The organism is Mucilaginibacter sp. NFR10, assembly GCF_900100445.1.
Classification (GTDB): domain Bacteria; phylum Bacteroidota; class Bacteroidia; order Sphingobacteriales; family Sphingobacteriaceae; genus Mucilaginibacter; species Mucilaginibacter rubeus.
The window spans coordinates 38863-65286 of the sequence record NZ_FMTV01000005.1 but is presented as its reverse complement, the minus strand read 5'-3'; the positions used below and the strand labels follow the sequence as shown (position 1 = coordinate 65286).

Genomic DNA, 26424 nt, shown 5'->3' with positions numbered 1-26424 from the left:
ACTAATCCCCTAAAGTCATGAAAACAGCAGGCGATAAAAAAACCATCTTAGTACTTGATAAAAACAGCCGGATGTTATCGGTAATTGATGACATTATGTACTATGGTGATTTTAATGTGCATTTAACTTTTGACCCTAATGCTATATATGATAAAGCTAAAATGATTAATCCGGATTTGATCATTTTGGATTATTTGTTGGTAGATAACGATTGTGAACTGGTTTGCCGGGACTTTAAGGACGATAAGCAACTATGCAATGTACCTATCATTATTGTAACCGCTTTTAAAACAAAAAAAGCACAGGCCGACTCTTATAAATGCGATGCCTTGTTTGTAAAACCGCTGGATATGGAAGTGCTTGCATCAAGGATAGAATACCTGATGGCATCCTGAAGCTGGTTTTGTAAACTCATATAAACCTGCTAAGTTTAGCTTTTATTAATTAAACAACTCTGCACTTATAAAATGAAACTCAAGAGCAACATAGCCACCAGCGAAAACGGGTTTATTTTTAACCCTGCCACCGGCGATTCATTTTCCGGTAACGGTATGGCGGCAAAACTGCTTGAGGCTATGAAAAGCGGCAAAACCGAAGATGATATCAAGCAGGATATTCTGAGCAGATATGAAGTGAGCGAAAGCCAGCTTAACAGGGATTGGGATAATTGGATGCTGCAGCTAAAAGAAGCAAACCTGCTCGAAATTTAAGGATGATGCCAAACAAGTACGCTGATTTATGTATTGCTGTTACCGGGCTTAATGCCAATGACAATCCGGGTCCTGGGATGGCGGTCATCCGTTCTTTAAAAGAGTGTTTTGGAGATAATTTGCGCATAATTGGACTGTCGTATGAGTCGCTGGAGCCCGGGATTTATCTGCGGGGGTGGGTAAATAAAACTTACCAGATCCCCTATCCAACCGAAGGTACGACAGCCCTTGTTGAACGTTTGGCATATATAAACGGACAGGACAAACTTGATCTCATTATCCCCAACTTTGATTCGGAGCTGTTCAATTTTATAAAGATAGCGCCCCAATTGCAGCAAATGAGCATAGCAACTTATCTCCCAACACATCAGCAACTGGCGTTAAGAGATAAGCTGAACCTAAAAAATTTCGGCACAAAAAATGGCTTTTATGTGCCTGCCGATCATAAGCTTTACACTACCGACGATATTAAAAAAGCGGCTGATGAGTTCAACTTTCCTATGGTAATAAAAGGCAAGTTTTATGAGGCTTATGTTGTATACACGATGGATCAGGCATTGAAAGCCTTTCATCAATTGTATGCAGCCTGGGGCGTGCCGGTAATAGCCCAGCAATACATCAAGGGCAACGAAATCAACATCGCGGCACTTGGCGATGGTAATGGCAACAACATCAGCTTGGTGGCTATGCGCAAGCTTTATATTACCGATAAAGGGAAGGCCTGGGCGGGCGTTACCATTAAAGATGATAAGCTTACCCAACTGGCCGACAACTTTGCCCGCGCAAGCAACTGGAAAGGGGGCTACGAAATGGAGGTCATGAGCGATGCAGAAGGGCATTTATACATATTGGAAATTAACCCCCGGTTTCCGGCATGGGTTTATTTAACTGCCGCCGCAGGCCAAAACCAGCCTGCGGCATTGGCTAAAATAGCGATGGGTGAAACCGTTGAACCCTATGCCGATTACCAGGCCGGAAAACTGTTTGTCCGGTATTCGTGGGACCATATCGCCGACATCGCCGATTTTCAGCAGATTTCGGCGTTTGGCGAATTATAATTTATAACGATGGAAAAGCTGCCATACGAGAAACCATATATAAAAAAACTACAGGCCGGTGCCCTTAACAAATTCGGCTCCCGCACCGGGGTGCAGCCCGTTAAAAGCATCGATGGCGTTTCTGTAAAAAGCCTTATCGAAAACTACGGTTCGCCGGTGTTCGTATTGTCCGAAAAACAGATCCGCAAAAACTACCGGGCTGCATACCGCGCTTTTAGTACCCGCTACCCAAAAGTACAATTTGCATGGAGCTATAAAACCAATTACCTCAACGCCGTTTGTCAGATTTTTCACCAGGAAGGCAGTTGGGCCGAGGTAGTTTCAGGCTTTGAATATCGTAAAGCTTTAGGTAATGGCGTACCGGGCAACAAGATCATTTTTAACGGACCGGGCAAGTCCATCAATGATTTACAGCTGGCCATCGAACATGATTCGCTAATTCATATTGATCATTTTGATGAGCTTAACCAATTACTTACTTTAGGTAAAAACATGGTCAATAAACCGCGTGTGGCCATCCGTATAAATATGGATACCGGCGTTTACCCACTTTGGGACCGCTTTGGTTTTAACTATGAAAATGGAGAAGCCTGGTCGGCAGTTACGAAGATCACAGGCTCGGGAAGTCTGCAATTGGTGGGCCTGCATTGCCATATCGGTACCTATATGCTCTCTGCCGATGCTTTTGGTATAGCAGCTAATAAACTGGCCGAACTGGCTGTTCGCTGCCAGACCGAGCTTAATCATAAAATAGAATATCTTGATCTGGGAGGCGGTTTCCCCTCAACCAATACATTGAAAGGTGCTTACCTGCCGGGAAATGATACCGTGCCGACGATTGATGACTTTGCTGAAGTCATAACTTCAGCTTTGCTCAATTTTGGCTTTGCCAATGATGACCTACCACTGCTGATACTGGAAAGCGGACGCGTTTTGATAGATGACGCCGGTTACCTGTTGGGCACTGTTATCGCCAACAAACGTTTAGCCAATGGCAAAGGCGCCACCATTGTTGATTTTGGGGTCAATATCCTGTTCACATCTTTTTGGTACGAACACCAGGTAAGCCCTGCTCAGGATTTTGCTGCACATACCGAAAACATGGTGATATATGGGCCGCTTTGCATGAACATTGATGTGATCAGGGAAAGCATTAACCTGCCACTGCTAAATCCCGGCGACCAGGTAGTGGTGCACAAGGTTGGCGCTTACAACATGACCCAATGGATGCAATTCATCACTTTAAGGCCTGCTGTTGTGTTGATAGATGAGAAGTTGCGTACGCATCTCATCCGCAAAAACGAAACATTGGAATATACTGCCGAACCAGAGTTAGTACCCGCTCATTTAAATAACAACAAGTGAAGCAAATTCCAGCATTCATAAAAACCATTATCAATTCTTATTCAGTGCTGTTTTTTTCGCAAAACCGGGTATTGGGGATTATTTTGCTGCTGGTATCATTTTTCAATCCGGTATCCGGCTTTGCAGGATTGAGTTGCGTCATTTTCTCTTTGCTGATAACAAAATTGTTAAACCAGGATAACGAAGATTACCGGGTAGGAATTTACAGCTTTAACAGTTTATTATCAGGGATAGCATTTGGCGCTTTTTTCCAGGTTAACGCCATGTTTGTGACCTGGCTAGTGGTTGCCTGTTGCCTGGTAGTGCTTGCTACCATCATTATGTCAAAGCGCATGAGTAAACCGGGTTTACCTATACTTTCACTGCCATTTATCCTGGTTTTCTGGCTTGTACTGCTGGCATCCAACAGCATCTTCAACACTGGATTATCACAAAAAAGCAGCTCCCTGCTCGAAGAAATTTACACTGGCCCGGGTAACCTGGCCGGCGCCGAAGGTTATCTTGCCACAACGTTACCAAAACTGATGAGCTTATTTTTCCGTTCATTGAGCGCAATTCTATTTCAGCATAATATCATAACCGGAATGCTTATTGCTATAGGGATACTTGTACATTCGCGCATTGCATTCAGCCTGCTTATCATTAGCTTTTTAACGGCCTGCGGGTTTAACAACATCACAAATACCTACCCAGAGGGTATCAGCTATTACCACCTTGGTGCCAATTTAATGATGGCTTCAATGGCCATCAGCAGCTTTTTCACCATCCCATCGTTACGCTCTTACCTGCTGGCAATTCTTTGCATCCCCTTGGGTTTCATACTCATTAATGCCCTTACCACACTCATGGCCTTGCATGCGCTGCCTGTTTTTTCATTACCGTTTTGCGTGCTTAATATCAGCCTGCTTTATTTTTTAAAGTTAACCGGTCATCACCCCAAATTGCAGTTAACCATAGCACAGCATTACTCGCCCGAAAAAAATCTTTACCATGTTTTAAACCTGCAAAACAGGCTGAACGATCTGAAATACATGAGGCTCAATTTGCCGTTTATGGGCTATTGGACGGTTTCGCAGGGTTATAATGGTAGCATTACCCACAAAGGCGAATGGGGCCAGGCGCTTGATTTTGTGATTACGGATGATGAACAAAAAACATTTCAGCATCCCGGTACCCTTCCTGAACATTTTTATTGTTTCAATAAGCCGGTACTGGCCTGCGGCGACGGCATTGTAGAACAGGTTGTAAACCATGTAGAAGATAACGACATAGGCGAGGAAAACCTGAAGGAAAACTGGGGGAACACCGTAGTGATACGCCACGCCGAAGGGCTTTATTCCAAACTCTCGCACCTCAAAAAAAACTCTGTAAAAGTTAAACCCGGCGATACCGTAAAACAAGGTGATCTGCTGGGTTTCTGCGGTAATTCGGGTCGGTCGCCCGAGCCGCATTTGCATTTCCAGTTGCAGGCTACGCCTTATATAGGATCTAAAACACTGCCTTATCCGCTCGCCTATTATTTTACCAAAAAAGCTGATCAAACCATCTTTGTAAGCTACAATATCCCAAATGAAAACGAATTAATAAGCAACCCCGAAATCAATACGCCACTCAAAAAAGCATTCGACCTGCAACCGGGCTTCGTATCTAAATTAGTTAACGGAAACGGCTCAACCGAAGAATGGGAAGTTTTTAAAGATGAATTAGGACAGTCATACATCTACTGCAAAACAACAGGTGCCGTTGCTTATTTTATTAACAATGGAACTATGTTTTACTTCACCAGCTTTTATGGCGATAAAACGTCGCTCCTCCACTATTTTTACCTTGCCGCATATAAAGTTATTTTTAACGATGCCGGGTATAGCCCGGCTAATGATGAGTTCCCGGTACCGCTTACCCATAACAAAACATTGCTTTGCCTGCAGGATTTTATTGCGCCTTTTTACCGGTTCATCAGCATAAAATATAAAAGCGGGATACAGTTAAAAAAAACAGGGTTAAACATTGTATCCAAACAATACCAGGAAATTGCAGGTAGAACATTGTCCCTTACAGAGGCAACCATTTTTGTAGATCATAGCAGCCTGCAAGCCCTCATTATAAATACAAACGGTCAGCATATTGAAGCACAATGGAGTACAGAAAATTAACCATACTTTTTGCCTTGCTATTTGCTGCTCTTGTAACCCGTGCACAAGATAATAAACTTGCCACGGCCGATAGTACCGCCGAACAATTGTACAATGCCGGCAACTGGAAACAACTTATCAGGTTTGTAAATCAATCGGTTGCTAAAAGTGTAGACTCTCCTACCTTGCGCTTTAAGGCCGGGTATGCTTATATGCTTACCGGTAATTATAAAGCGGCCATCTATCAGTTTAACCGGGTTTTACTTAAAGAGCCCCAAAATGTCACTGCATATTTGTATGCTTACTACTGCAACACCTATATCAACAACAATAACACCGCGTTTTACAATGCATCGCATTTAGACACAGCAACCCTGCGTGCTATCAAGTTATCACCCTTTGGTTTAACTGATGCGGTTTTAGAAAGCGGCATAAAATTGCCGAATAACCACGAACGCGACAACGGCTTTTTTGAACGCGCGGGTATCGGTTTAAGATTATCGTGGCGTTTGCAGTTGGATCAATCATTTATGTTTTTCAAACAGAATATATTCAGATCGGGCTATATTGATTACATTAACCAAACAGGCAAAACCGACCGCCAGTTTGAATATTATGCTAAAGCGAAATATTCTTTGACTAAAAACATCAATTTACTTGGCGCGTACCATTATTTACACACCAGCTACCGGAGCAATATTTACCAAAGTAACCTTGGGCTGTTAGGAATAAAATATGATACCCGCTACATTGATTTGCAGGGCGATGTTAATTTGGGCAAACTCATTAATAAAACCTTAAAACAATATGATGCCAAAGTGGATTTTTATCCACTGGGAAACTTGAATTTATACACCACAAGCAGGGCATCGGTACTGAATTTAAGCGGAGTAACGCATTTCATTTATAGCCAGTCGGTGGGATTTAAAGTGTTAAACAAAACGTGGCTGGAAACAGCCGCTACTTTTGGCAACCAGGATGATTACCTGGATGCAGACGGGCTTTATGTGTATAACGCCATCGATCCTACAAAATTTAAATGCGGTGAAAGCGTTTTTTATCAGTTAGGTAACCATGCCTTATTGAATTTAAATTACTTTTATGAAAAGAAAACAGACATTTACCGTGCTGTTAACTATAACCAAAACTCTGTTACGTTAGGTATAACATGGAAATTTTAAAGAAGACCTTTATTCCCATTTTTTTATTTGTATTTGCAGCACAATTGCAGGCACAGACAAATGTGGTGCTTCAAAAAGCTTTTCACAACAGTTATACCAATGAATTAAACAAAAACTACGTTGCTGCCATTGCCGATATTTACCCCTACTATTCGGAAAATAATTATGAGATAGCCATCAGGCTGGGTTGGCTTCATTACCTCAATAAAAACTACACTGCTTCGCAAACCTATTATCAAAAAGCAGTTAACCTGAAGCCCGGCGCTATTGAGGCTAAGTTTGGCTATATAAAGCCGCTCTCCTTTTTGCAAAACTGGGATAAAGTGCTGGAACAATATCTTGCTATCCTGAAAATAGACCCTCAAAACACACAGGCCAATTATTGGGCCGGCGTAATTTATTATAACCGTAAGCAATACGAACCCGCTATTAAGCTTTTCAGGGTAGTAGTAACGCTTTATCCTTTTGATTATGACGGCAACCATATGCTGGCCTGGTCGATGCTTATGGCTGGAAAAAAATCGGAAGCAAAACCTTTTTTTGAAAAAGCGCTGATCATCAAACCTGCTGATGCTTCCAGCACCGATGGCTTAGCCAGATGTAATTAGCCCGGTTTAAATTTTTCGTAGAGACGCATCACATGCGTCTCCGACAGCAAATTTGCGCATTAAATACCTTCATGCGCAAGACGCATGTGATGCGTCTCTACAACAAAAAACATATTCTTCATACGTCGATTTAAATCACTCATTTGTCGACACATTTCCCGACGGCCCGATTTTCCAAATTAATTTTAATTAAACCTGTCCGAAAAAAGGCAGCGCTAATTATCAATTTAAATTAATTCTATGAAAATGAAATCATTTTACGCCTCACTATTGATGGTCGGCACAATAATCGGCCTGGCATCATGTAAAAAGGAAAACGCTTCAAAATCAGCTTCGGCCGGCAGCGTTTCGTCATCAGCCGTCACATCAACCGGCGCCATCGCTATTAGCCTTGCATCGTCCGGAACTACTACCGACAGCGTTTATATGGTTGGCTGCTATGGCAAGCATGATACCAAAGACTCCGTTGCTTTTAGCACATTACCTACAGCTATCGGCACTTACCTTACAGCTAATTACAGCGGTTATACATTCAAAAAAGCATACTCCATTACTGATAGTACTAAAACAGTTATCAACTACATTGTAGTTATCAAATACAACAGCGCTTTGGTTGGCCTCAAATTCACTGCTGCTGGTACGTTTGTAAGCATCCTTGAGCAACGCGAAGGTGTTGACCTTAAAGGACCAGGATGGCACTTAGGCGGATTCTTTGATAATCGTGACAGTAAACACCGCGATACCATTGCTATTTCGGCCCTTCCTGCTGCTGTAAGCAGCTATTTTTCAACAACCTATCCAACAGATACTTTGTTGCATGCCTCTATCGCACCTGATAACGTATACATTTTGATAAGCCAGAACGGGGTACTTTACTCAACAACGGTAACCGCGGCAGGCAAACTTGTAAAACGTATTCAGATAGAAAAACACGATTTAAAACATGCTGTAGTAGCTGAAGCTAACTTACCGGCTGCTATTACCACTTATCTTACTGCTACTTATCCGGGCTACGTATTTGATAAAGCATTTTCTGAAAGCCCCGGCGGAACCCTGCAAGGTTACGTTGTGTTGATTACATCAAACAATACCAAATACGCTTTAATTTTTAATGCGTCTGGTACATTTGTCAGAGTCCTGCCTATCCACTAAACAATCAAGATTATAGCGCTGTTGGTAAGCCATGTTTTTAATTAAACATGGCTTACTTGCTTAATTTCAGAGCCTCAAACAGCGGATTACATATTTATTTCCTACTGATGAATTTAAAATTGGAGAATTTAACATACGAGCGGTGCGGCCCGTAGGTACTATGGTAAAGGCCGATTTGCAGATCAGCACCAATTAAATCAGGCCTAACAACCGGGCTTCCGGGCAGATCGGTCCAATGTATGCCGTCGTTGCTGCTCCTGATGTAAAATACGTCGCCCGATTTTTGGATCTGCAGATAACGGTTATAATTCCAGCCGGTTTGGGTATTGGTTTGCATCCGGTCGCCGGTTTTAAAATTGGTGAGCATGTTGCCACAATTCCAGGCCGGAAAAATACTGTTCTGGATCAGGTTTTCGCTGCCTTCAGTACCGGGTCGTTTTGCTTTGCGTACCATCAAGCCCATATCACTGTTACCGGCCACCTTTTTGTCCTTAAGGCCACTTACGTCAGCTACTTCTACCTCGGCCACAAAATCGCCCAAAACATTACGGTATAAAAATGGCCCATAAGGCAAGTTACCGTCCCAGTTTGAACCTTTTGATTCCAGGGTTAACACGTTGTCGCCGATAAATACCTTATCTTCCTGCTTATCCCCGCCGCTAATTAAACCATTCCATATTGTGCCGGTTGTGCCATCGACCACAAAATCCTTTTTAACCGGGAATCCGTCCGTAACGACATTAAACAACCCTGAAGATGTACTGACCGGCAAAGCCGCTGTTTTTGAATTTACATTACCGTAATTATCCTTTACTTTAAATGAATAGCTGTAGTTTTTATCTGGCTTAAGCCCGTAGCTGATATAATGCGGATTAGCCTGCCAGCCGCTTGATTTGCGGTTATCTGTCTCGTTAATAAAATCATATTGCAGGTTTGATTTTACAGAAGCATATTCGGGCGCCTCCATTTCAACCATGCCGGGTGTTACAGCCGTCGGAGCAGCTTTAAATGCAAACGAACCTGCTATAGGCGGATGATAGTTCTGTTTCCAACCCAGGCTCAATTGTTTAATTTCTGCTGATGATAAGCTATGTTTATAGACCACAAGATTAGATACCGCACCATTAAAACCATCGCCCAGTAAAAGCTTGCCGGTGAGCTTGTCTGTATTTGATGTTGTTGCAACCAGAGCACCATCTACATATAATTTAGCGACATTTCCGCTAACAGCTTTTATAACATAGTGCCATTTGCCCGTACCTAAATATTCACCGGCATTGATGAAAGGCTCTTTCAACGATTGTGCTCTCAGCATCGAACCGTTTTGCGTTGATGCACTTTGATAAACGCTTAATGCTACGCTGTAACCTTCTTCGCTATTAACAGCAACATCGTTATTAAACATAAGCGGGCTTTTGCCATTAAAACTAACAGCTATTTTTCCTTTAATATCCCTTACTTCTGCTGCCCGCCCATTAGCAGATTGAAACGCCCCGCCTGCACCTCCGTTGTTTATCCATTTTTGAAGCGGACCATAGTTAAGTTTTGCGGCATCGAGGTAAAGGGAGATATCTGATTTGGCAGGGTGTAAAGCCCATTGCTTTATCACACTATCGGCCAGCGGTTGATTATAAATTTTAAGCGAGGAAATAGCACCTGAAAAATAAGCCGAACGGTTTGTTTTTGCACCGATGATAAATTTATCTGCAAGCTGTAAAAACAGCATCTTGTTTTCTGCATTATTCAGCTCGCCATCTACAAATAGTTTTTCGAACGATCCATCAAACGTAACTACAACCTGGTGCCATTTCCCGGCAGCGGGCATTGTTTTGTATTGAAAGTCGGAAACACCAAAATGCTGAACAGCGCCGGCAGTTCGGTTGCTTCCATAGCCGAAAGTAGCGCTGCGATGATCTGATTCGCCGTTTGTCCAGCTTAATACCGGGTTTTCATCTTTGATCAGATCGGCGTAAACCTCATACGATACAGTATAACTGTTGTTGCCGGCAAGCGACCGGGGTACGGCTACAGTTGATTCAAGCGATTGCGTACCGTTAAACAACAATGCCTTTTTACCAGCGATGATATCAATAACAGGAGGTTTACCATTCGCAGTAAAACTACCGCTCAAGGCACCTTTGTTAACCCATTGGGTTACCGCTTCGCCGGCCTGAAAATTATCGGCGTTTAGGTTTACCAATAAACCTTCTTTCTCGTTTGAAACTACAGCCGTTGATATTTCTTTTTTATTAACAGGATCAACGTTGCCAGTTACTACCCTCTCGCCGTAAACTTTTACGTTCCAAATCGCTTTGTATAAACCCGGATATTCTGTGCCGGTAATTGTTAAGCGTATAAACCGGGCCTGCGCATTTCCTGAATCTACCATCGGCGAGCCATGTTGCTTATTCTCTGTTCTATCAGCAAAAGGCTTCCAGTTTTTGCCATCTACCGATGATTCTACAAGGTATTGGTAGTACCACGTTGCATATTCAAATTGCGTTAATACCTGCTGCACGGTCTTTATCGCACCTAAATCGATGGTGATCCAAGCCGTCTTGCGACTGTTATCGGCAGGTTTCCATAAGGTGCCGTTATTGTTATCAAGTGCAAATGATGGCTTATAATTTTCGTTGTAAAAAGATGAGGCTGTCACCTTTTTTTGATAAGCTTCGTCGGGAGCATTAATAGTACTTTTTCCTAATAGCCCAACTCCAAGATGGGTAGGAACAATCTTTTCAATATTGCCTTCGGCATCAAACACGATCTTATCCGCGCAAACCTGCCGGTGATAGCCCCCGTTGGAGTGCGGGTTATTATGGCGATGATACACCATATAAAAATCATCCCCAACCTGCACTACCGACTCATGGCCCGGTCCGTGAATAGTTCCATCAGCATTGGTACTCAGCACTGGGCTATTTTTGCCGAACTCAAATGGCCCCATCGGCCCGGTTTTGCTAATGGCGTATTGTACCTGATAAGTAGAATCCTCACAAAGACCGGATGAATAGGTAAAGTAGTAGATGCCCTTGCGTTTAAACATAAAAGGCGCTTCAAAAAAATCTTTGGCAATAGTATTGGGGATCTTTGCTGTTTTGGCAAAGGTGTGCATATCTGCGTTTAACAAGCCTACACCGCAGCCATGATCAGGATAGATGCCCCAGGTACCCCAAAACATATAGATCTTGCCGTCATCATCTTTAAAGGTTTGTCCATCCAGCGTAATCACCCCTGGGATAAAATAATTGGGGATCATCGATTTGCCGTCGGGCAGTAAGGGAGTCCAGGGTCCGGTGGGGCTTGTTGACGATGCGCCATAGATATCAACAGGCTGGCAGTAGTACATATAATACTTGCCGTCGTTTCCATTAATTACATCGGGAGCCCAATAGTAATTGGAGGTTGGCCAGTTCATATCATGCATGGTCCAGTTCACAAAATCTTTGGATGTCCAAACCTGTGATGGCCCGTGCCCGCCGCCATTGCCATCGGTGGTAGCATAAATGTAGTAGGTATCGCCAAACTTGCGTACAGTTGGGTCGGCAAAGTAGCCGGGAATAATGGGGTTGCCATTACCCGGTCCTGTTGCTGATTGTTGCTGTGCAGAACTGTTTAATACAGCCAAACACATATACCAGAAAAGAAAAACCGTTAATTGAAATTTATGCATTGTACCTTGTTACATCGGTAAAGCTAAAAGCTGAAGGCACAACGCCAAAAGCTAACTACCCTTTATCAAATATTAAAATACATGTAGAGGATTTTATTTAATTATGTGCTAACTCATCCGTGTTTCTTGCAGGCGGCTCTGCGTTAAGCAGGTGCTTTACAAAAAAGTCGCGTTTCTTTTTACGACCATAAGGGCCACCATCGCTATGGCCCATACCCGGCACCACCAGCAGGTCGAACATTTTATTGTTTTTGATCAGCGCATCCGCAAAACGGAAAGTTGATTCAGGCGGAACATTGTTATCGGCCTCACCTACTATCAGCATCAAATCGCCCTGCAATTTACCGGCGTTGGTAATGTTTGATTGCTGCTCGTAATGCGGGCCAACCGGGTAGCCCATCCATTGCTCATTCCACCATTGTTTATCAATGCGGTTATCATGACAGCCACAGGCAGATACCGCAGCTTTATAAAATTCAGAATGGAACAGCAATGCGCCTGCCGAATTTTGCCCGCCTGCCGATGTTCCGTAAACACCTATCCTGCTGATATCAACCTGTGGATACTTGCCAGCGAGCGCCTGCATCCATAAAATACGATCAGCAAAACCGGCATCAGCAAGATTGCGCCAGCATACATCGTGGAACGCTTTGGAACGGTTGGCTGTGCCCATACCATCCATCTGTACTACAATAAAACCCAGTTGGGCTATACTTTGCATTTCGTTAACAACCGAAAAGCTTTTAGGTACAAAGGAATCCTGCGGACCTGCATAAATGTTTTCAATTACCGGGTAGCTTTTATTGAGATCCATATTGGCCGGGCGATAAACCACACCCCAGATATCGGTTTTGCCATCCCTTGCTTTGGCGACAAACACTTCAGGAAGTTTAACACCTGTGGCCAAAAGACCGGTCAAATCGGCATGTTCAAGCTCCATAACCGTTTTCAGGTCGGCTGTGTTTTTTATTACAATGCGGGGAGCTATATTAACTTCCGAATACGTATCGATGTAATATTTTCTATCGGGCGAAAAGCTTAGGCTATGGTTGCCTTTTTCGGGCGTTAGGTCAACAAGGTTTTTACCATCAAAACCAATGCGGTAATAGTGCATGAAATAAGGGTCTTCACCTGCATTTTTACCGCTTCCCTTAAACCAGATCTGCCTTTTCTTAACGTCAACGCTGTCAATATCACGTACTACCCAATCGCCTTTGGTTACCAGCTTTTCTTTGCCGCTCAATTCATCAACCAGGTAAATATGACGCCATCCGTCCTTCTCGGTGATCCACACTATCTCATGCGTTTTTGAGGCGTAATAAGTGTAGATCCTTTGCTCATAAATAAAAGTATTTGTTTTTTCATCAATGATGTTGCGCGTTTTACCGGTAGTAACATCTACCTCAATAACCCTGAAACGCTGGTGACCACGATCTGCTTTTTCATAGATAAAATAGCGGCTGTCGCCATCGCGCCAATGCAATCGCGGCGCACCAAAAAAATCTATCTTTTCGGCATCGGTTTTTATCGCGCTTTTATCAGCGATGTTAAATATATATTGCTGATACGAGGTAAATTCATCGCCCGGCTGATCATACTCATGTGATTTCAACACCGCCCGCGTGGTGCCCGGTACCGAACTCAGCAGGTAATAAACCTCTTTAATTTTTTTAGGGTCGATACGATAACCGACAATGTGCTTACTATCCGGCGACCAGCTCAGTTCGCCATAAGGTTTATCTAAATTACCATCGGTAGTTAACTTGATCTCCGTTGAGTTTTTTAACGATTTAACGATGATGTTTCCGCCTTTTACAAAAGCAACCCATTGTTTGTCGGGCGATACAGAATCGGCGCTAACACCTTCCCAACGGTAATGGCGTTCCTGTAGTGGTTTCTCGTTATCATAACTTTGATGTACCGTATCGATAGTTTTAATGCATTGCAATGTGCCCAAATCACACTTGAGCCAGGTACCGCCTGTTTTAAATGTTGCCTGCTTTTTATCGGCACTAAAAAACATATCTTCAATACGGAAGCCGCCATCTTTCACAGGTTTGCCTGTTGCTTTGCTTACCTCATTACTTAACTGACTGCTTTCAAAAATGGTTTTCTTTGTTCCCTTTTCAGGATCAACCAAAATATAAGCTGTTTGGTTGTTAGCAGTTTTTTTACCGTACCAGAATTCATTCCCCCCAGCCTGCCAGTTGGGCCTGACGCCGGTGATAATCGGAATCTTCTTTAAGGCTGAATCAAGGGCATCGGCTGTTTTATAATTTTGCAGCACTTCTGCGTGAGTGGGGTAATACGGAGTAGCTTTTTGCTGGGCCTTGGCTGATTGACCTGCAGCTGCTAAAAAAACTGTTAACAGTAAATATTGGTGGTATCTTGTCATAAGTTATAGTGTTGCGTAAAGTTACCTAACACCACCAGTTTATATTTACATAAATTAACACATCATAGCAGGCATTTAACAAATCAGCCCGCGGCTTTTGGATGCGGACCGATTTGTTTGGTTAATCCCTTTTGCAAGTTCAAGCGCCCTTCGCTTGAATTATAAAATAACTAAGTGCCCACGGCAAAGCCGGCAACTTAAGGTAGTCGAGGGGGTTAACAGGGTTAACAGAAATTCGATTTTTATATTACAAACAACTGAAAATCAATTTATTAATCAACAGACAGGGTTACCTCTAAATCCACCGCTCAGTTGAAGTTGGGTGGGCCGACAGCTTTAGAAATTAAACAAACAAAGGATTTAAAAAAATCTTATGCAAGTTCAAGCGTCCTTCGCTTGAATTAAATTTAAAGCAAGCGTCCACGTTTACTTATTTTAACGTTTATGCGAGCGTGGACGCCCAATAAAAGCAAACGATCAAGCGTGGACGCTTGACCGTGCGAACGTTTTTCAAATCCCCTCTTGAGAGGGGGCGCGGCGGAAAGAGCGTTAGCAGGGGTGTGTTTATGCGATTGGCTTATCACAGCAGAAACACACCCCTCCGCCCCTCTCAAGAGGGGAATCGCACAATCCCGTACTTTTAACTTGTTTTATCCCCTCAACGCCTCAATTTCTTCCCGTGTTTTAGGCAAATATTTACCCAATAACTGGCTACCGGTGTCTGTTATTAAAAAGTTGTCTTCAATGCGGATACCGCCGAAATCACGATAAGTATTCAGCACATCGTAGTTAATAAACTCAGCGAATTTCTTTTCGGCTTGCCAGCGGTCAATCAGTTCGGGAATGATGTAGATACCCGGCTCAACGGTAAGCACATAACCCGCTTCCAACTCACGGCCCAGCCTTAATGATTTTAGGCCGAAAACAGCAGTTTCCTTTTTCAAAGTTTCGGTATAGCCCACATATTGCTCGCCCAGATCTTCCATATCATGGGTATCCATACCCAGCATGTGGCCTAAGCCGCATTGGAAAAACATAGCATGTGCCCCGGCTGCAACAGCCTCGGCCGGGTCGCCTTTCATGAGGTTCACTGCTTTAAGGCCTTCGGCCAGTTTTTGGCAGGCTTGCAGGTGTACATCTTTGTAGCGTACGCCCGGTTTCAGCATACTGATGGCATGATCCATCGAATTCAAAACCACATCATACAGCTCTCTCTGGCGGGTGCTGAACTGCTTGCCTACCGGGAAGGTACGGGTCAAATCACCGCCGTAGTGCATGGCGTTTTCGGCGCCGATATCACTTAGTACCATATCACCCTCTTCCAGGATATTACCGTAATAGTGCGTGTGCAGCGTTTGGCCATGTTTGGTGATGATTGCCGGATAACCTAAGCGTGAATCATTGGCAATGGCCACTTCATGCGCCCTGGCAACCAGTTCATACTCCCTGATACCTGGGCGGGCATATTTCATTACTGCCAGTTCCATATCAACACTGATAGATACCGCCTTTTCGATTTCAGCAACCTCCAACGGGGTTTTGATCACCCTTTGGGCTATTACCGCTTTTACCAGTTGCAGTGAAACACGACCGGCTACATCTTCCAGACTCGTGTTTAGCCAATCGGCCAGCTTGATTTTATTTTCCGGGCGATATGGTGGCAAAATATGAACCGGGCGACTGCCGGTAACCGCCTTGTGGATATAGTGCTTTACCTCAGCATAAGGCCTTGTTTGCGAAACGCCAACCAGCGCGGCCATTTCACTAACAGATGGCAAAGTGCCCGTCCAGATAATATCATCAATAGTGAGATCATTGCCGAATATTACTTCCTCGCCCGTATCCGTATCAATGATGGCAGCCAAACCAGCTACATCAAGTCCGAAATAATATAAAAAGCTGCTATCCTGCCTAAACAGGTAGGTGTTGTCTTTATAGTTCATGCTGCTGTCCTCGTTTCCTAACAAAACGATGATGCCATTGGCACCTATGCTTTGTTTTAAAACATTACGGCGCTGTACGTAAACCTGCTGATCAAAAAGTTGAAGTTTCATAATGCAAAATTAAACATGCCGGCTCTGTTGAGGAACCGGCATGTGCAAGTATAATTTAAATTTGATTATCTGATGATGTTTAACGGCCCACTATTTCTTCCACTCGCCATCAAATAAACGCCAGATGTTAGTTGGGTTGGCCTGTTGTAAAGCTAAAGGCAACAAAGCATCCGGGCAGTTTTGATAGCAAACCGGGCGCACCCAACGTTTAGCAGCATTGATACCTACCGCGGTAAAACGGCTATCGGTAGTGGCCGGGAACGGACCACCGTGCACCATACTGGCGCAAACCTCAACACCTGTTGGTACACCGTTGAACAATACTCTGCCTGCTATGGTCGGCAATAATTGTAACAGGCTTGAATGGCCTGCAAAATCTTCGTCGGTACCCATTACAGTGGTGGTTAACTGTCCGGATACTGATTTCAATACTTTGATCAGTTCCTGCTCGTCTTTACAGCTTACCATTAATGAGTACGGGCCAAATACCTCTTCATGCAACAGGTGATTTTCAAGGAAAGTTTCGGCGCTTACCAGGGCGATAGTTGGCTGCGCTTCGATGTCGACGGCTTCAGTAGTGGATTTTACAACACTGGTAACACCAATCTGTTCCAGGGCAGCGTGGCTCTTTTTCTCGTAAGCCGAATGAATGCCGGCGTGCAGCATTTTGGCCGGTTTGATATCTTCAATACCGTTACCTAACAGCTTATAAAAATTATCAAGTCCTTCACCTTCAATAGCCAGCATTAAGCCCGGATTGGTACAAAACTGGCCAACACCCAAAGTAATGGAACCTGCATATTGCGCAGCGAGATCGGCTGCGTTTTTGTTTAAAGTATCCGGTAAAAATATAACCGGGTTGATACTGCCCATTTCTGAAAATACAGGGATAGGCTTTTTACGCTCAGACGAATATTGCAGCAGGGCTAAACCGCCAACAGTTGAACCGGTGAAGCCAACTGCAGCGGTATCATCTGCCTGAACCAATGCTTTACCGCTTTCAAAGGATGTACCATGTACATGTTGAAAAACATGCTCAGGCATATTGCTGCTTACAATAGCTTTTTTGATAGCCTGATAAACCATTTCAGAAGTTTCGGCATGGGCAGGGTGTGCTTTTACTACTACCGAACAGCCTGCACCCAAAGCACTTGCAGTATCGCCACCTGCGGTTGAATACGCAAATGGGAAATTGCTTGCGCCAAAAACAACAACCGGTCCCAGTGGGACAAGCATTTTGCGGAGATCCGGGCGAGGTAACGGTTTCCTGTCGGGCAAAGCGGTATCGATACTGGCCTCAACCCAGCTGCCTTCGCGCAGCATCCCTGCAAACATACGCAGCTGACCGGTGGTACGGGCACGCTCGCCGGTTAAACGGGGTAAAGGAAGGTTAGTTTCTTCAGCTGCTTTATGCAACAGGGCATCGCCTACTGCTTCTATTTCATCAGCAATAGCTTCTAAAAACAGGGCCTTTTGTTCGGCGCTTGTTTTTTGGTAAGCCTCAAACGCGCTTTGCGATTGCTGCATAATGATATTTATTTCTTCGGTGCTTTCTTCTTTAAAGTTGTTAGCCATGGCAGATATTTTAGTAAAAAACGAGGGCCTACGCCATTATTTTGCGCAAGCAAATATATTTAACCTTTTATGATATGTACTGAAGATTCCTAACCAGTTATAGCAGGATTTTATCTTATTTATACAACACAATCTCAAAACAGATTAAAAAACGGTCAAGCGATACAGTACTCAACGCGTGGGCAACGGTCTTGTTTACATCAATTTATAAAACCTTACCCCATGCGGCGGAATGTTGCAGGAAACAGCGACAACATTTTTAGCGAGATCTTTTTGCTGCCAGAGATCCCGCACTGTTTTGGCCTTACCCTGTTTTATACTTTTAAACTGCAGATCATACTTTGCGTATTTTTCACCAAGATTAAAGATGCCTATGGCTTTGCTGCCATCTGCCAGCTGTTTAACCCAAACCTGGATTTGCTTATCATTGATCATCCTCTCGGCCTGCTTGCCTGCCACATCCTGATCAATGGCAATTACCTCCCGATTTTTTAACAGGTTGAGGGTAAACTCATCAAGCTTATCCATATCACAGCCAATAAGCAGGGGTGCCGATAAAAGGCTCCATAAGCTCATGTGGGTATATTGCTCATAAGGCGTTAAGTTGGTTTGGTGCAGGTTTTCGCCCCAGCCTACCCTGCCTAAAATAAGCATATCCGGGTCGTTCCATCCTCCCGGTCCGGCATAGGCTGCATTATTGGTTTGACTGAAGCCAATGCCATACAAACTTTCCCAGGTATCGGTGATATCCTCCGTGGTACGCCACAGGTTGCCATTCATTTTTGCGCCCCATTTCCAAACATCTTTGATACCGTACTGGCAAATGCTGTAAATAATATCCCGTGGTTGCTTTGCCAATTCATCGCGCATGACCATGTATGGCATTTGCTGTGCGAAAAGCGTTGTATCACCCGCAGTTTGATCGGAGTAGCTGCATAGATCGTATTTTAAATAATCTACGCCCCAATTAAAATAGGTGGCAGCATCCTGCCCTTCATGCCCTAACGAGCCCAGGTATCCGCCACAGGTTTTAGCGCCAGGCGATGAATAAATACCAAATTTCAATCCCTGTTGATGCAGGTGCGCGCCAAGTGTTTTCATGTCGGGAAACTTTTCGTTCGCTGCTATTTCTCCATCCTGTTGCCTTGCGGGAGCCTGCCAGCCATCATCAACGTTGATGTAATTCCAGCCGTATTCTGTGAGCCCTTTATCAACCATGGCTTTGGCCGAAAGCCTTACTTTTTCGTCGCTTACGTTTAATCCCCAGCAGTTCCAGCTGTTCCAGCCCATGGGCGGGGTAAGTGCCAACAGTTTGCCCGATTTAACGGTTAATATTTTTCCATCTTTCCCTAAAGTATTGCTTACAGAAACAGATACCCGGTAGTCGCCGGCCTTGGGTGCAACACCGGTTATGATGCCTGTTTTAGGATTAAAGCTTAAACCTTGAGGCAGATTTTTAACTGTAAACCTTAAAGGCTTTTGCCCGCTTGCCGCAATCTTATAAAGTACCGGTGAGCCGGGATGTACGCCTAAAACTTCCGCGCCATTGATCATCGGTTTAAGGGATACTTTGGGGGTAAGCAGATACGGGGCAATCTCAGCAAAAGCTTTAGTCTTGCCGGACGCGCTTTCAGTAAATTCATAAAACAGCTTGATCCCCTCACGATGCGGGAAGGTAAGCGTATAGGTTTCCTTACCCAACGGTGGCAGATTTGCGTTTACAGTTTTTTCGGCGATTGTATTTTCGGTTACCTCGTCAATGATCCTATAATGAAACTTGCCTGTGATACTGGTTCTAAAGCTATTACCTACAGTTAATTTCCTAACAGATTGTGCATTGGGTAAAAAGCTAATGTCGGTTTGAGTAAAGACAATGCCGTCAAATTTCTCCAGCATATCAATATAAGGGCTTCCCATAAAAATACCGCCCGAGCCGCCGCCGTCATACACTTTAATGGCGATGATATTTTCTCCGTCCCATTTAATAGCCGGATCATTTGCCGCAATACAGTAATTACGCACGGCAGGCCATTTGCTTATGTAACCGCCTTTATCTTCAGGAAACGCTCCCGTTTTACCAATCAGTTTGCCGTTAAAATACGTTTCGTCAACGTCATTAACATGGGCGAGGAATACCCGCAAACTATCGGCCCACACCGCCTGCTTTTTCAACGATGATGGAATTACCACATGAATCCGGTACCAAGCAAAGCCGTGGTAATCGGGATAGCCCTGCTCCTGCCAAACGTCACCAACTTTGATGTTTTTCCATTGGGTATCGTTGAAGGCAGCTTCTTTCCAGGCGGCATCATTGCCGGTAGAGAACTTTGCAATGCCCAGCTTAATAAAATTTCCGTTTTGAGCGAAAGCTGCTATGGCGATAGTCATAAGCCATAGCAGCGATAAGATCTTTTTCATGAATTGATTTAGTGAATGTCCCCGGGGCCTACAAATTTTCAACCGGGAGTTCGGCAGTCTTGCGTTGCTTGCTGCCGCCTATCAGGTAATAGACCGGGATGCCTGTTAAAGTGATGATCAAGCCAGGGTAGGTATAGGCCGGTTTATATTTGATCAATAACAGGCAAAAAGCGATCCCCATGATAATATAAATAACAGGCAATACCGGGTAGCCGAAAGCTTTGTAAGGCCGCTCCGCATTGGGCATTTTTTTGCGGAGTATAAAAATCCCGATGATAGTAAGCACATAAAAAACCACCACCACAAAGGAGATCATATCCAGCAGATCGCCGTATTTACCGCTCAGGCTCCACAAACAGGCAAACACACATTGCAACCACAAACCAAAACCCGGTACCGAGTTTTTATTCAGCGTTCCTACTTTTTTAAAGAAGAGCCTGTCTTTAGCCATCGAATAATAAACCCTCGCTCCCGACATGATGAGTCCGTTATTACAGCCAAAGGTTGATACCATGATAAGCAGCGCAATGATCACCGTACCCGAGCTGCCAAAAATATGCTGCGAAGCAACCACGCCTACCCTATCTTTATCGGCGCTGGCAATATCATGCAGGGAAAGCACACCAGTATACATTACATTGGTTAAAATGTAAATCACCGTCACGATCAGTGTACCCAGCGCCAGGCTTAAACCGATATTCCTTTTCGGATTTTTGATCTCGCCGGCAATAAAAGTTACGTTATTCCATGAGTCGCTGCTGAATATGGAGCCAACCATGGCCGAGGCTATTGCGCCCAGGGCTGCAATGGTAGTATAAGAAGCAATGGAACCATTAGCGCTGAGGCTATGCATGCTCCAGGCATTTTTCCAGTTCTCATTCCATACCGAAGCTTTTAAAGCAAATAAGCCAAACACAATTAAACCCAGCAAGCTCAGCAGCTTAGCCATGGTGAAAATAGTTTGCACAATTTTTCCGCTGTTAACGCCGCGGGTATTGATATAGGTTAAAAATACGATCACCAGGATTGAAAGCAGTTGCGCCGGTGATATGGTAACGAAGCCCAGATCAATAGCAACAAGACTTTCACTCAATTGGGGGATGAGGTAAGCTGTAAATTTGGCAAAGGCCACGCCCACGGCCGCAATAGTAGCCGTCTGGATTACCGTGAAAAAACTCCATCCGTATAAAAAGCCCACCAAAGGACTGTAAGCTTCCTTCAGATAAACATACTGCCCCCCTGCTCTTGGGAACATGGCGCTCAGTTCACCGTAACTTAAGGCCGCAGTTAGGGTCATAAAACCGGTGATGAGCCACACAAATAGCAGCCAGCCTGCGCTGCCCACATTGCGGGTAATATCCGCGCTCACAATAAAAATACCGGAGCCAATCATACTGCCCGCCACCAGCATGGTGGCATCCATCAACCGCAACGAAGGCTTAAAAGAAGTGCTGTTCTCCATAAAAAAGTTTTTTTGAAAGCTTAAAGCTGATAGCTTTCGATGCTGTTTAATTATTTAGTCCCAAAGTCGTAAAACTTCCAGCTTGTTGTAAAGTCTTTAGTTAATGCCTGGTTGGTTAACGTGGCGCGCAACATTTCAACCGGGATCAGGTTTTCTTTAATGGCGGCATCGTGGAATTGCTTGTAGGTCATTTTACCGCTGTCAACCAGTTCTTTCCTCAATTCTGTCAACTGCAAACCACCTAACAGGTATGCCACCTGGTAAAGCGGACTATAGCCTCCCTCAAATGAGCGTCTAACTTCACCCTCGGCGTTGGCTTTTTCATGACCTACACGGTCAACCAAAAAGTCGATACATTGCTGTGGAGTCCAGTTACCTAAATGATAGTTAAGTGAAAATATGATGCGGGCGCAACGGTGCATACGCCAGAACAGCATACCTACACGTTCTTCAGGTGTTTTGGCAAACCCTTTATCGTAGAGTAAAAGTTCCCAGTACAAAGCCCAGCCTTCAACCGCGAATGGGGTACCGAAATCCTGACGATAAGCTTTGTAACGGCTGTTCATAAAATATTGCAGGTTATGACCGGGAATCAATTCGTGCTGCACCGTCCCCTTTGAAAAGTAAGGGTTGTTGCCGCGCATGCTCATCAGTCGGTCTTCATACTGCATGGTATTGGTTGGGTACGAGATGCTGATTTCCTTGCCACCGGTAAAAAATGGGTTAACCAATTGCCTTTGCGGCGACATCATTACCATGCCCCAGGTTTCCTCGGCCAGTGGCGGTATTGTGATCAGGTCGCGCTCTTTGATAAAGCTTAGCGCATCGTTATATAATTTAACAATCAGTTCGGGCTGATGACCTACCGGCACGTAGCTGTTTTTTACTTTCTCCAACGCTTTTTTCCAGTCGCTGCCAAAACCCATTTCCTGCGATGCCTTCAGCATTTCCTTATCGCACCAGGCAAACTCTTTGTTGGCAAGCTTGATAAGCTCTTCGGGCGTGTAAGGGATCATTTCGGCTTGCAGCTGATTGATCAACTCTTCCCTGCCGATGGGCACACCTTTTATACCGCTGCTATCGCTTTTCTGGCTGGTGTTCAACTTTCCTTTGCTTATAGCCAGCTCACTGTACCTGTTCAGCGCATTATCAAGGGCTTTATAAGGTTCAGGTACCCACCAGGTAAATGAAGGGTCGTATTTATTATAGAACCCAAAAAAGTCCTTTAAACGACCTTTTAAACCAACTAATGCAGCTTTGGTAACTTTTGCTATAGGCATATCTACCGACGGAAGCTTACGATATGCCGTCGTATCTGCTTTAAGTTCTTTCAGGATCTTGTTCAGGTCGCCAGCAACTTTTTCGCCATCAACAAACGTTCCGCGGCGGCGCTTTTGTTCAAGCGCGTAAATCTCATCGGCAAATGAAATGTATTTAGCAGCCTGACTATACAGGCCTTCTTCTTTCTTCAGATCTTTCAGATCAAAGTTGATGCGTTTCTTCAACAGGATATAATCAACCTTGCCGTAAATACTCAGGGCATTAAAGTCGGTTTGCTCCAGCTGTTTCAGATAATCATTGTCAACCTCAATTAATCTTTTACGTTGTTCTGGCGAGTTAATGACATCCTGTTTGTATTGTTCTTCGGCACGATCATTAACGTTATACGGCGAATAAAAGTCATGAATAGCGTTCATATCCTGCCCGTATCTGATAATGGTACCCGCTACTTCGCTGCTTTGCTCATACAAATTGCCGGCAGGAGCGGTCTGCGCTTTAACGGTTAGGGTACCAATAGTAAGGGCGTAAAGAGCCAAACCTTTTATGGTTGTTTTAGTATTAATTAGCACGATATATTTTGGTTTGAGGTAAGAAAATTAAAGTAGCTATTAGCTTGCAGCCCTGTTCAGGCTTATCAGATTGTTGTTGTATGAGTCGAGATAGCCACGTGGCGAATTACCTATTACGCATTTGAATACCCGGTTAAAGTTAGTAATACTCTTGAAACCGCACTTGTAAGCTACGGTGTTAATACTTTCAAATTTATGGGCAATCAATTTTTTGCAGGCCTCGTTGATCCTGATCTCGTTCAGGAACGAAATAAAAGTATGACCAGTATGCTTTTTGAAATATCTGCAAAACGACTCCGGCGTCATATAGGCCACCTTAGCAACGTCCTCAAGCGTAATAGGCTCACTGTAGTGCTGCATAATGTAATTATAGATATTACCAATCCTGATCCCTTCATTTTCGGTTATCCCCGGCAGGTTGCCATAGGTTGATAAAGGATCCAATTTGCTTTTGATATTGGTAAGCCCTTTAAGCAGATGAAAAAACTGGATCAACTGGTCAGGGCCGGAAGCTTTTTGCAATGCGATCATGATCTGCGATATTTTGTCAACAACAGAATGCGGTAATTTAAAACCCTGTTGATGCTGCTGCATAAATATGAGGCTCGGTTTAAGCTCAGGTAAATTAAACAGCGGTGCCAAAGCCCCTTCCGGGTTAAAAAATATTGTAAGCGCCTCTATCTGCTTGTTGGCATTGGGCGCAAAATATTCGGGGTTACTTTTAAACACATGCGGCAGGTTGGCGCCTATTAAAAACAAATCGCCTGCAGAGTAATCATGCATATTATTTCCTGCAATCAAAGTCCCCTCACCCTGCTGGATCCACGTGAGCTGAATTTCTTTATGACGGTGCAGGTAGGGGTAATGGTAAGGCAAGCTAACCTTTTCTGCTATCACACTTTTATCGTGCGGAACCGGGATAGTAAATTGTAAAACTTTCATCTGCTACTTGATTATCACTTGTTGAATTTACAATTACTTAACTTAATTTGCTAATAAATGAAGCTAAAAGGATAAAATACGGGCAATATTTGATAATTTATAGTTGATACAGGTGCCAAAATTGACCGAAAAACCCTTTTTTATCCAACAAACATGAAGTAAATTAAATGTTATATAAACAATTAAAATCAAAATTATAGGCACCACAGCCACTATTTGGCCGAATAAAATATTTTTAATTGTACAGAATACAACTATTGTATATTTTACACTTACCATGCATTTTACGCAGAAAACCCATTTTCAACCTGTTTTTTATGATGCAGGTAATAAAACAAGCTCCTGTTAACGCAAAAAAACCGTTCATCAGGGGTGAATGAGCGGTTCCGTTTTCCGGCATGCCGGAAGGGTAATCAATTGTTTAAATTAAGATCTTTCAGGAGCAAATTCTTTAATATCAATAGAGGTTGGTTTGCCCGATATAATTTCACTTGCCAACAAACCGGTTGCTGCGCCCAGACTAAGCCCCATCATACCATGACCGGTAGCCACGGTAAGGTTGCTATATTGTTTGCTCCTGCCGATGTATGGCAATCCGTCTGCAGATGAAGGCCGGAAGCCGAACCAGATATCCTTTTGTTCAGGAACAGCAGGTTTTAAACCCGGGAAGTATTTTGGCACGGATTCTACAATACCTTTTACACGGTTCATGTTGATACGATCGTTGATCTTGTCAAGCTCCATAGTACCACCATAGCGTAAACCACCATTCATTGGCGTAATGGCAACCCTTGCTTCGGCCAGCAATGCAGGGATGTGCATGGTGTCGCTATCATCTTTTACATTGAATGAATATCCTTTACCCGGCATCAGCAAGATTTTTAAACCTAACAATCTGCCAATAGCCGGCGACCATGAACCACCAGCAATAATGTATTCATCAGCAGTAAACTCTTCATGGCCTGCCAATACCCTGCTCACTTTACCGCCTTTAGTTTCAATTTTTGTAACCTCTTTATTGGTAAGCAATTTTACACCGGCAGCTTTCAGGTACCTGATCAATGCGGCCATCAGCTTATTTGGCGAAAGGTGTGCATCGCAACGGTAATGTACCGCGCCCAACACGTCAAGCTCAAGCTTTGGCTGTAGCCTTTTACAATCATCAACACTAAGCACCGCCATATCCAAACCTAATTCCCTGCCTTTTTCGGCCATGTGCGCCTCTTCTTCGCCTGCCTTTTCGGTTTTGTAAAACATCAGGATACCTTTTTCAACCAGGTCAAAATCAAAGCCTGGCTCTTTGCTCAGATCTTCATAAAGCTTTTTACTGAGCAGGGAAAGCTCCGTTAAAGGAACAGCCGATTTTTCAACGTGCGCGGCATTCGCTTTCTTTAAAAATTTTAATCCCCATGATATCAGTTCAGGGTTTAAAGATGGCTTTACGTAGAACGGACTTTTGCTGTTAAACATCCACTTAATGCCCTGCGAAACCATCCCCGGCGTTGCCAGCGGGATAAAATGGCTTGGCACTATCATGCCCGCATTGCCATATGAGCAGCTATCGGTCATATCGCCTTTATCCAGCATAGTAACCTCATGCCCGGCTTTTTGTAAATAATAAGCCGAACTAAGCCCTACTATCCCACCTCCTATTATCAGCACTTTTGCCATTTTTATTTTAAGCTGAAAGCTTAGGGCGGAAAGCCGAAAGCTTGTTAATAATTCTTTTTTAAACGTCCCATCAGGGTCTCTCGCAGAGGACCCTGATGCATACGCCATTCAGATTCGCCGTTCCGAGCATTTATTAGATATTTAGAATGCGGAAACCTCAGGGCCCTCTACGAGAGCC

At 43.9% G+C, this 26424-nt stretch carries 17 protein-coding genes; 8 read left to right on the top strand and 9 right to left on the bottom strand.

Annotated features, from left to right (window positions below; all coding sequences use genetic code 11):
* Positions 1-17: 17 nt before the first annotated feature.
* The 8 genes from BLP33_RS17400 to BLP33_RS17365 all read left to right on the top strand — a co-directional run bounded on the left by BLP33_RS17400 (position 18) and on the right by BLP33_RS17365 (position 8206).
* A complete protein-coding gene (locus tag BLP33_RS17400; protein ID WP_090531434.1) occupies positions 18-395 on the top strand; it encodes a response regulator in 378 nt (125 codons plus the stop codon).
* 72 nt (positions 396-467) lie between these two features.
* Positions 468-710 carry a PqqD family protein gene (locus tag BLP33_RS17395; RefSeq protein WP_090531431.1) on the top strand — a complete coding sequence of 81 codons (243 nt, stop codon included), beginning with the start codon at positions 468-470 and terminating at the stop codon, positions 708-710.
* A 2-nt stretch (positions 711-712) separates the two neighbouring features.
* On the top strand, positions 713-1768 hold the full coding sequence (locus BLP33_RS17390) for an ATP-grasp domain-containing protein (protein ID WP_090531429.1): 1056 nt from the start codon (positions 713-715) through the stop codon (positions 1766-1768).
* A 9-nt stretch (positions 1769-1777) separates the two neighbouring features.
* On the top strand, positions 1778-3133 hold the full coding sequence (locus tag BLP33_RS17385; protein WP_090531427.1) for a type III PLP-dependent enzyme domain-containing protein: 1356 nt from the start codon (positions 1778-1780) through the stop codon (positions 3131-3133).
* Positions 3130-5286, top strand: coding sequence for an urea transporter (locus BLP33_RS17380; protein ID WP_090531425.1), 2157 nt, complete (start codon positions 3130-3132; stop codon positions 5284-5286). Before BLP33_RS17385 ends, BLP33_RS17380 begins: the two co-directional genes overlap by 4 nt.
* Positions 5268-6446, top strand: coding sequence for a tetratricopeptide repeat protein (locus tag BLP33_RS17375; protein WP_090531423.1), 1179 nt, complete (start codon positions 5268-5270; stop codon positions 6444-6446). The genes BLP33_RS17380 and BLP33_RS17375 overlap by 19 nt, the downstream gene beginning before the upstream one ends.
* Positions 6434-7054, top strand: a complete 621-nt coding sequence (locus BLP33_RS17370; protein WP_090531421.1) for a tetratricopeptide repeat protein — start codon at positions 6434-6436, stop codon at positions 7052-7054. Before BLP33_RS17375 ends, BLP33_RS17370 begins: the two co-directional genes overlap by 13 nt.
* 246 nt (positions 7055-7300) lie before the next feature.
* Positions 7301-8206, top strand: coding sequence for a PepSY-like domain-containing protein (locus tag BLP33_RS17365; RefSeq protein WP_175490047.1), 906 nt, complete (start codon positions 7301-7303; stop codon positions 8204-8206).
* Positions 8207-8300: 94 nt separating this feature from the next.
* On the opposite strand, the gene BLP33_RS17360 is transcribed toward BLP33_RS17365, so the two are convergent.
* From BLP33_RS17360 to BLP33_RS17315, 9 genes are all read right to left on the bottom strand, one after another.
* Positions 8301-11879: a family 43 glycosylhydrolase gene (locus BLP33_RS17360; RefSeq protein ID WP_090531418.1), complete on the bottom strand. Its 3579-nt coding sequence runs from the start codon at positions 11877-11879 to the stop codon at positions 8301-8303.
* Between the two features lie 97 nt (positions 11880-11976).
* A complete protein-coding gene (locus BLP33_RS17355; RefSeq protein ID WP_090531416.1) occupies positions 11977-14274 on the bottom strand; it encodes a S9 family peptidase in 2298 nt (765 codons plus the stop codon).
* Between the two features lie 650 nt (positions 14275-14924).
* The gene (locus BLP33_RS17350; protein ID WP_090531414.1) at positions 14925-16328 is read right to left on the bottom strand and encodes an aminopeptidase P family protein; all 1404 of its coding nucleotides are present in this window, start codon (positions 16326-16328) and stop codon (positions 14925-14927) included.
* Between the two features lie 90 nt (positions 16329-16418).
* The gene (locus BLP33_RS17345; RefSeq protein ID WP_090531412.1) at positions 16419-17903 is read right to left on the bottom strand and encodes an aldehyde dehydrogenase (NADP(+)); all 1485 of its coding nucleotides are present in this window, start codon (positions 17901-17903) and stop codon (positions 16419-16421) included.
* 195 nt (positions 17904-18098) lie between these two features.
* The gene (locus BLP33_RS17340; protein WP_090531410.1) at positions 18099-20321 is read right to left on the bottom strand and encodes a putative Ig domain-containing protein; all 2223 of its coding nucleotides are present in this window, start codon (positions 20319-20321) and stop codon (positions 18099-18101) included.
* Positions 20322-20349: 28 nt separating this feature from the next.
* Positions 20350-21783: an APC family permease gene (locus tag BLP33_RS17335; RefSeq protein WP_090531408.1), complete on the bottom strand. Its 1434-nt coding sequence runs from the start codon at positions 21781-21783 to the stop codon at positions 20350-20352.
* Between the two features lie 50 nt (positions 21784-21833).
* Complete coding sequence (locus tag BLP33_RS17330) at positions 21834-23633, bottom strand: DUF885 family protein (RefSeq protein ID WP_254780178.1); 1800 nt, start codon at positions 23631-23633, stop codon at positions 21834-21836.
* A gap of 39 nt (positions 23634-23672) precedes the next feature.
* Positions 23673-24575: an AraC family transcriptional regulator gene (locus BLP33_RS17325; protein WP_090531406.1), complete on the bottom strand. Its 903-nt coding sequence runs from the start codon at positions 24573-24575 to the stop codon at positions 23673-23675.
* 426 nt (positions 24576-25001) lie between these two features.
* The gene (locus tag BLP33_RS17315; protein WP_139160013.1) at positions 25002-26354 is read right to left on the bottom strand and encodes an NAD(P)/FAD-dependent oxidoreductase; all 1353 of its coding nucleotides are present in this window, start codon (positions 26352-26354) and stop codon (positions 25002-25004) included.
* Positions 26355-26424: the final 70 nt, after the last annotated feature.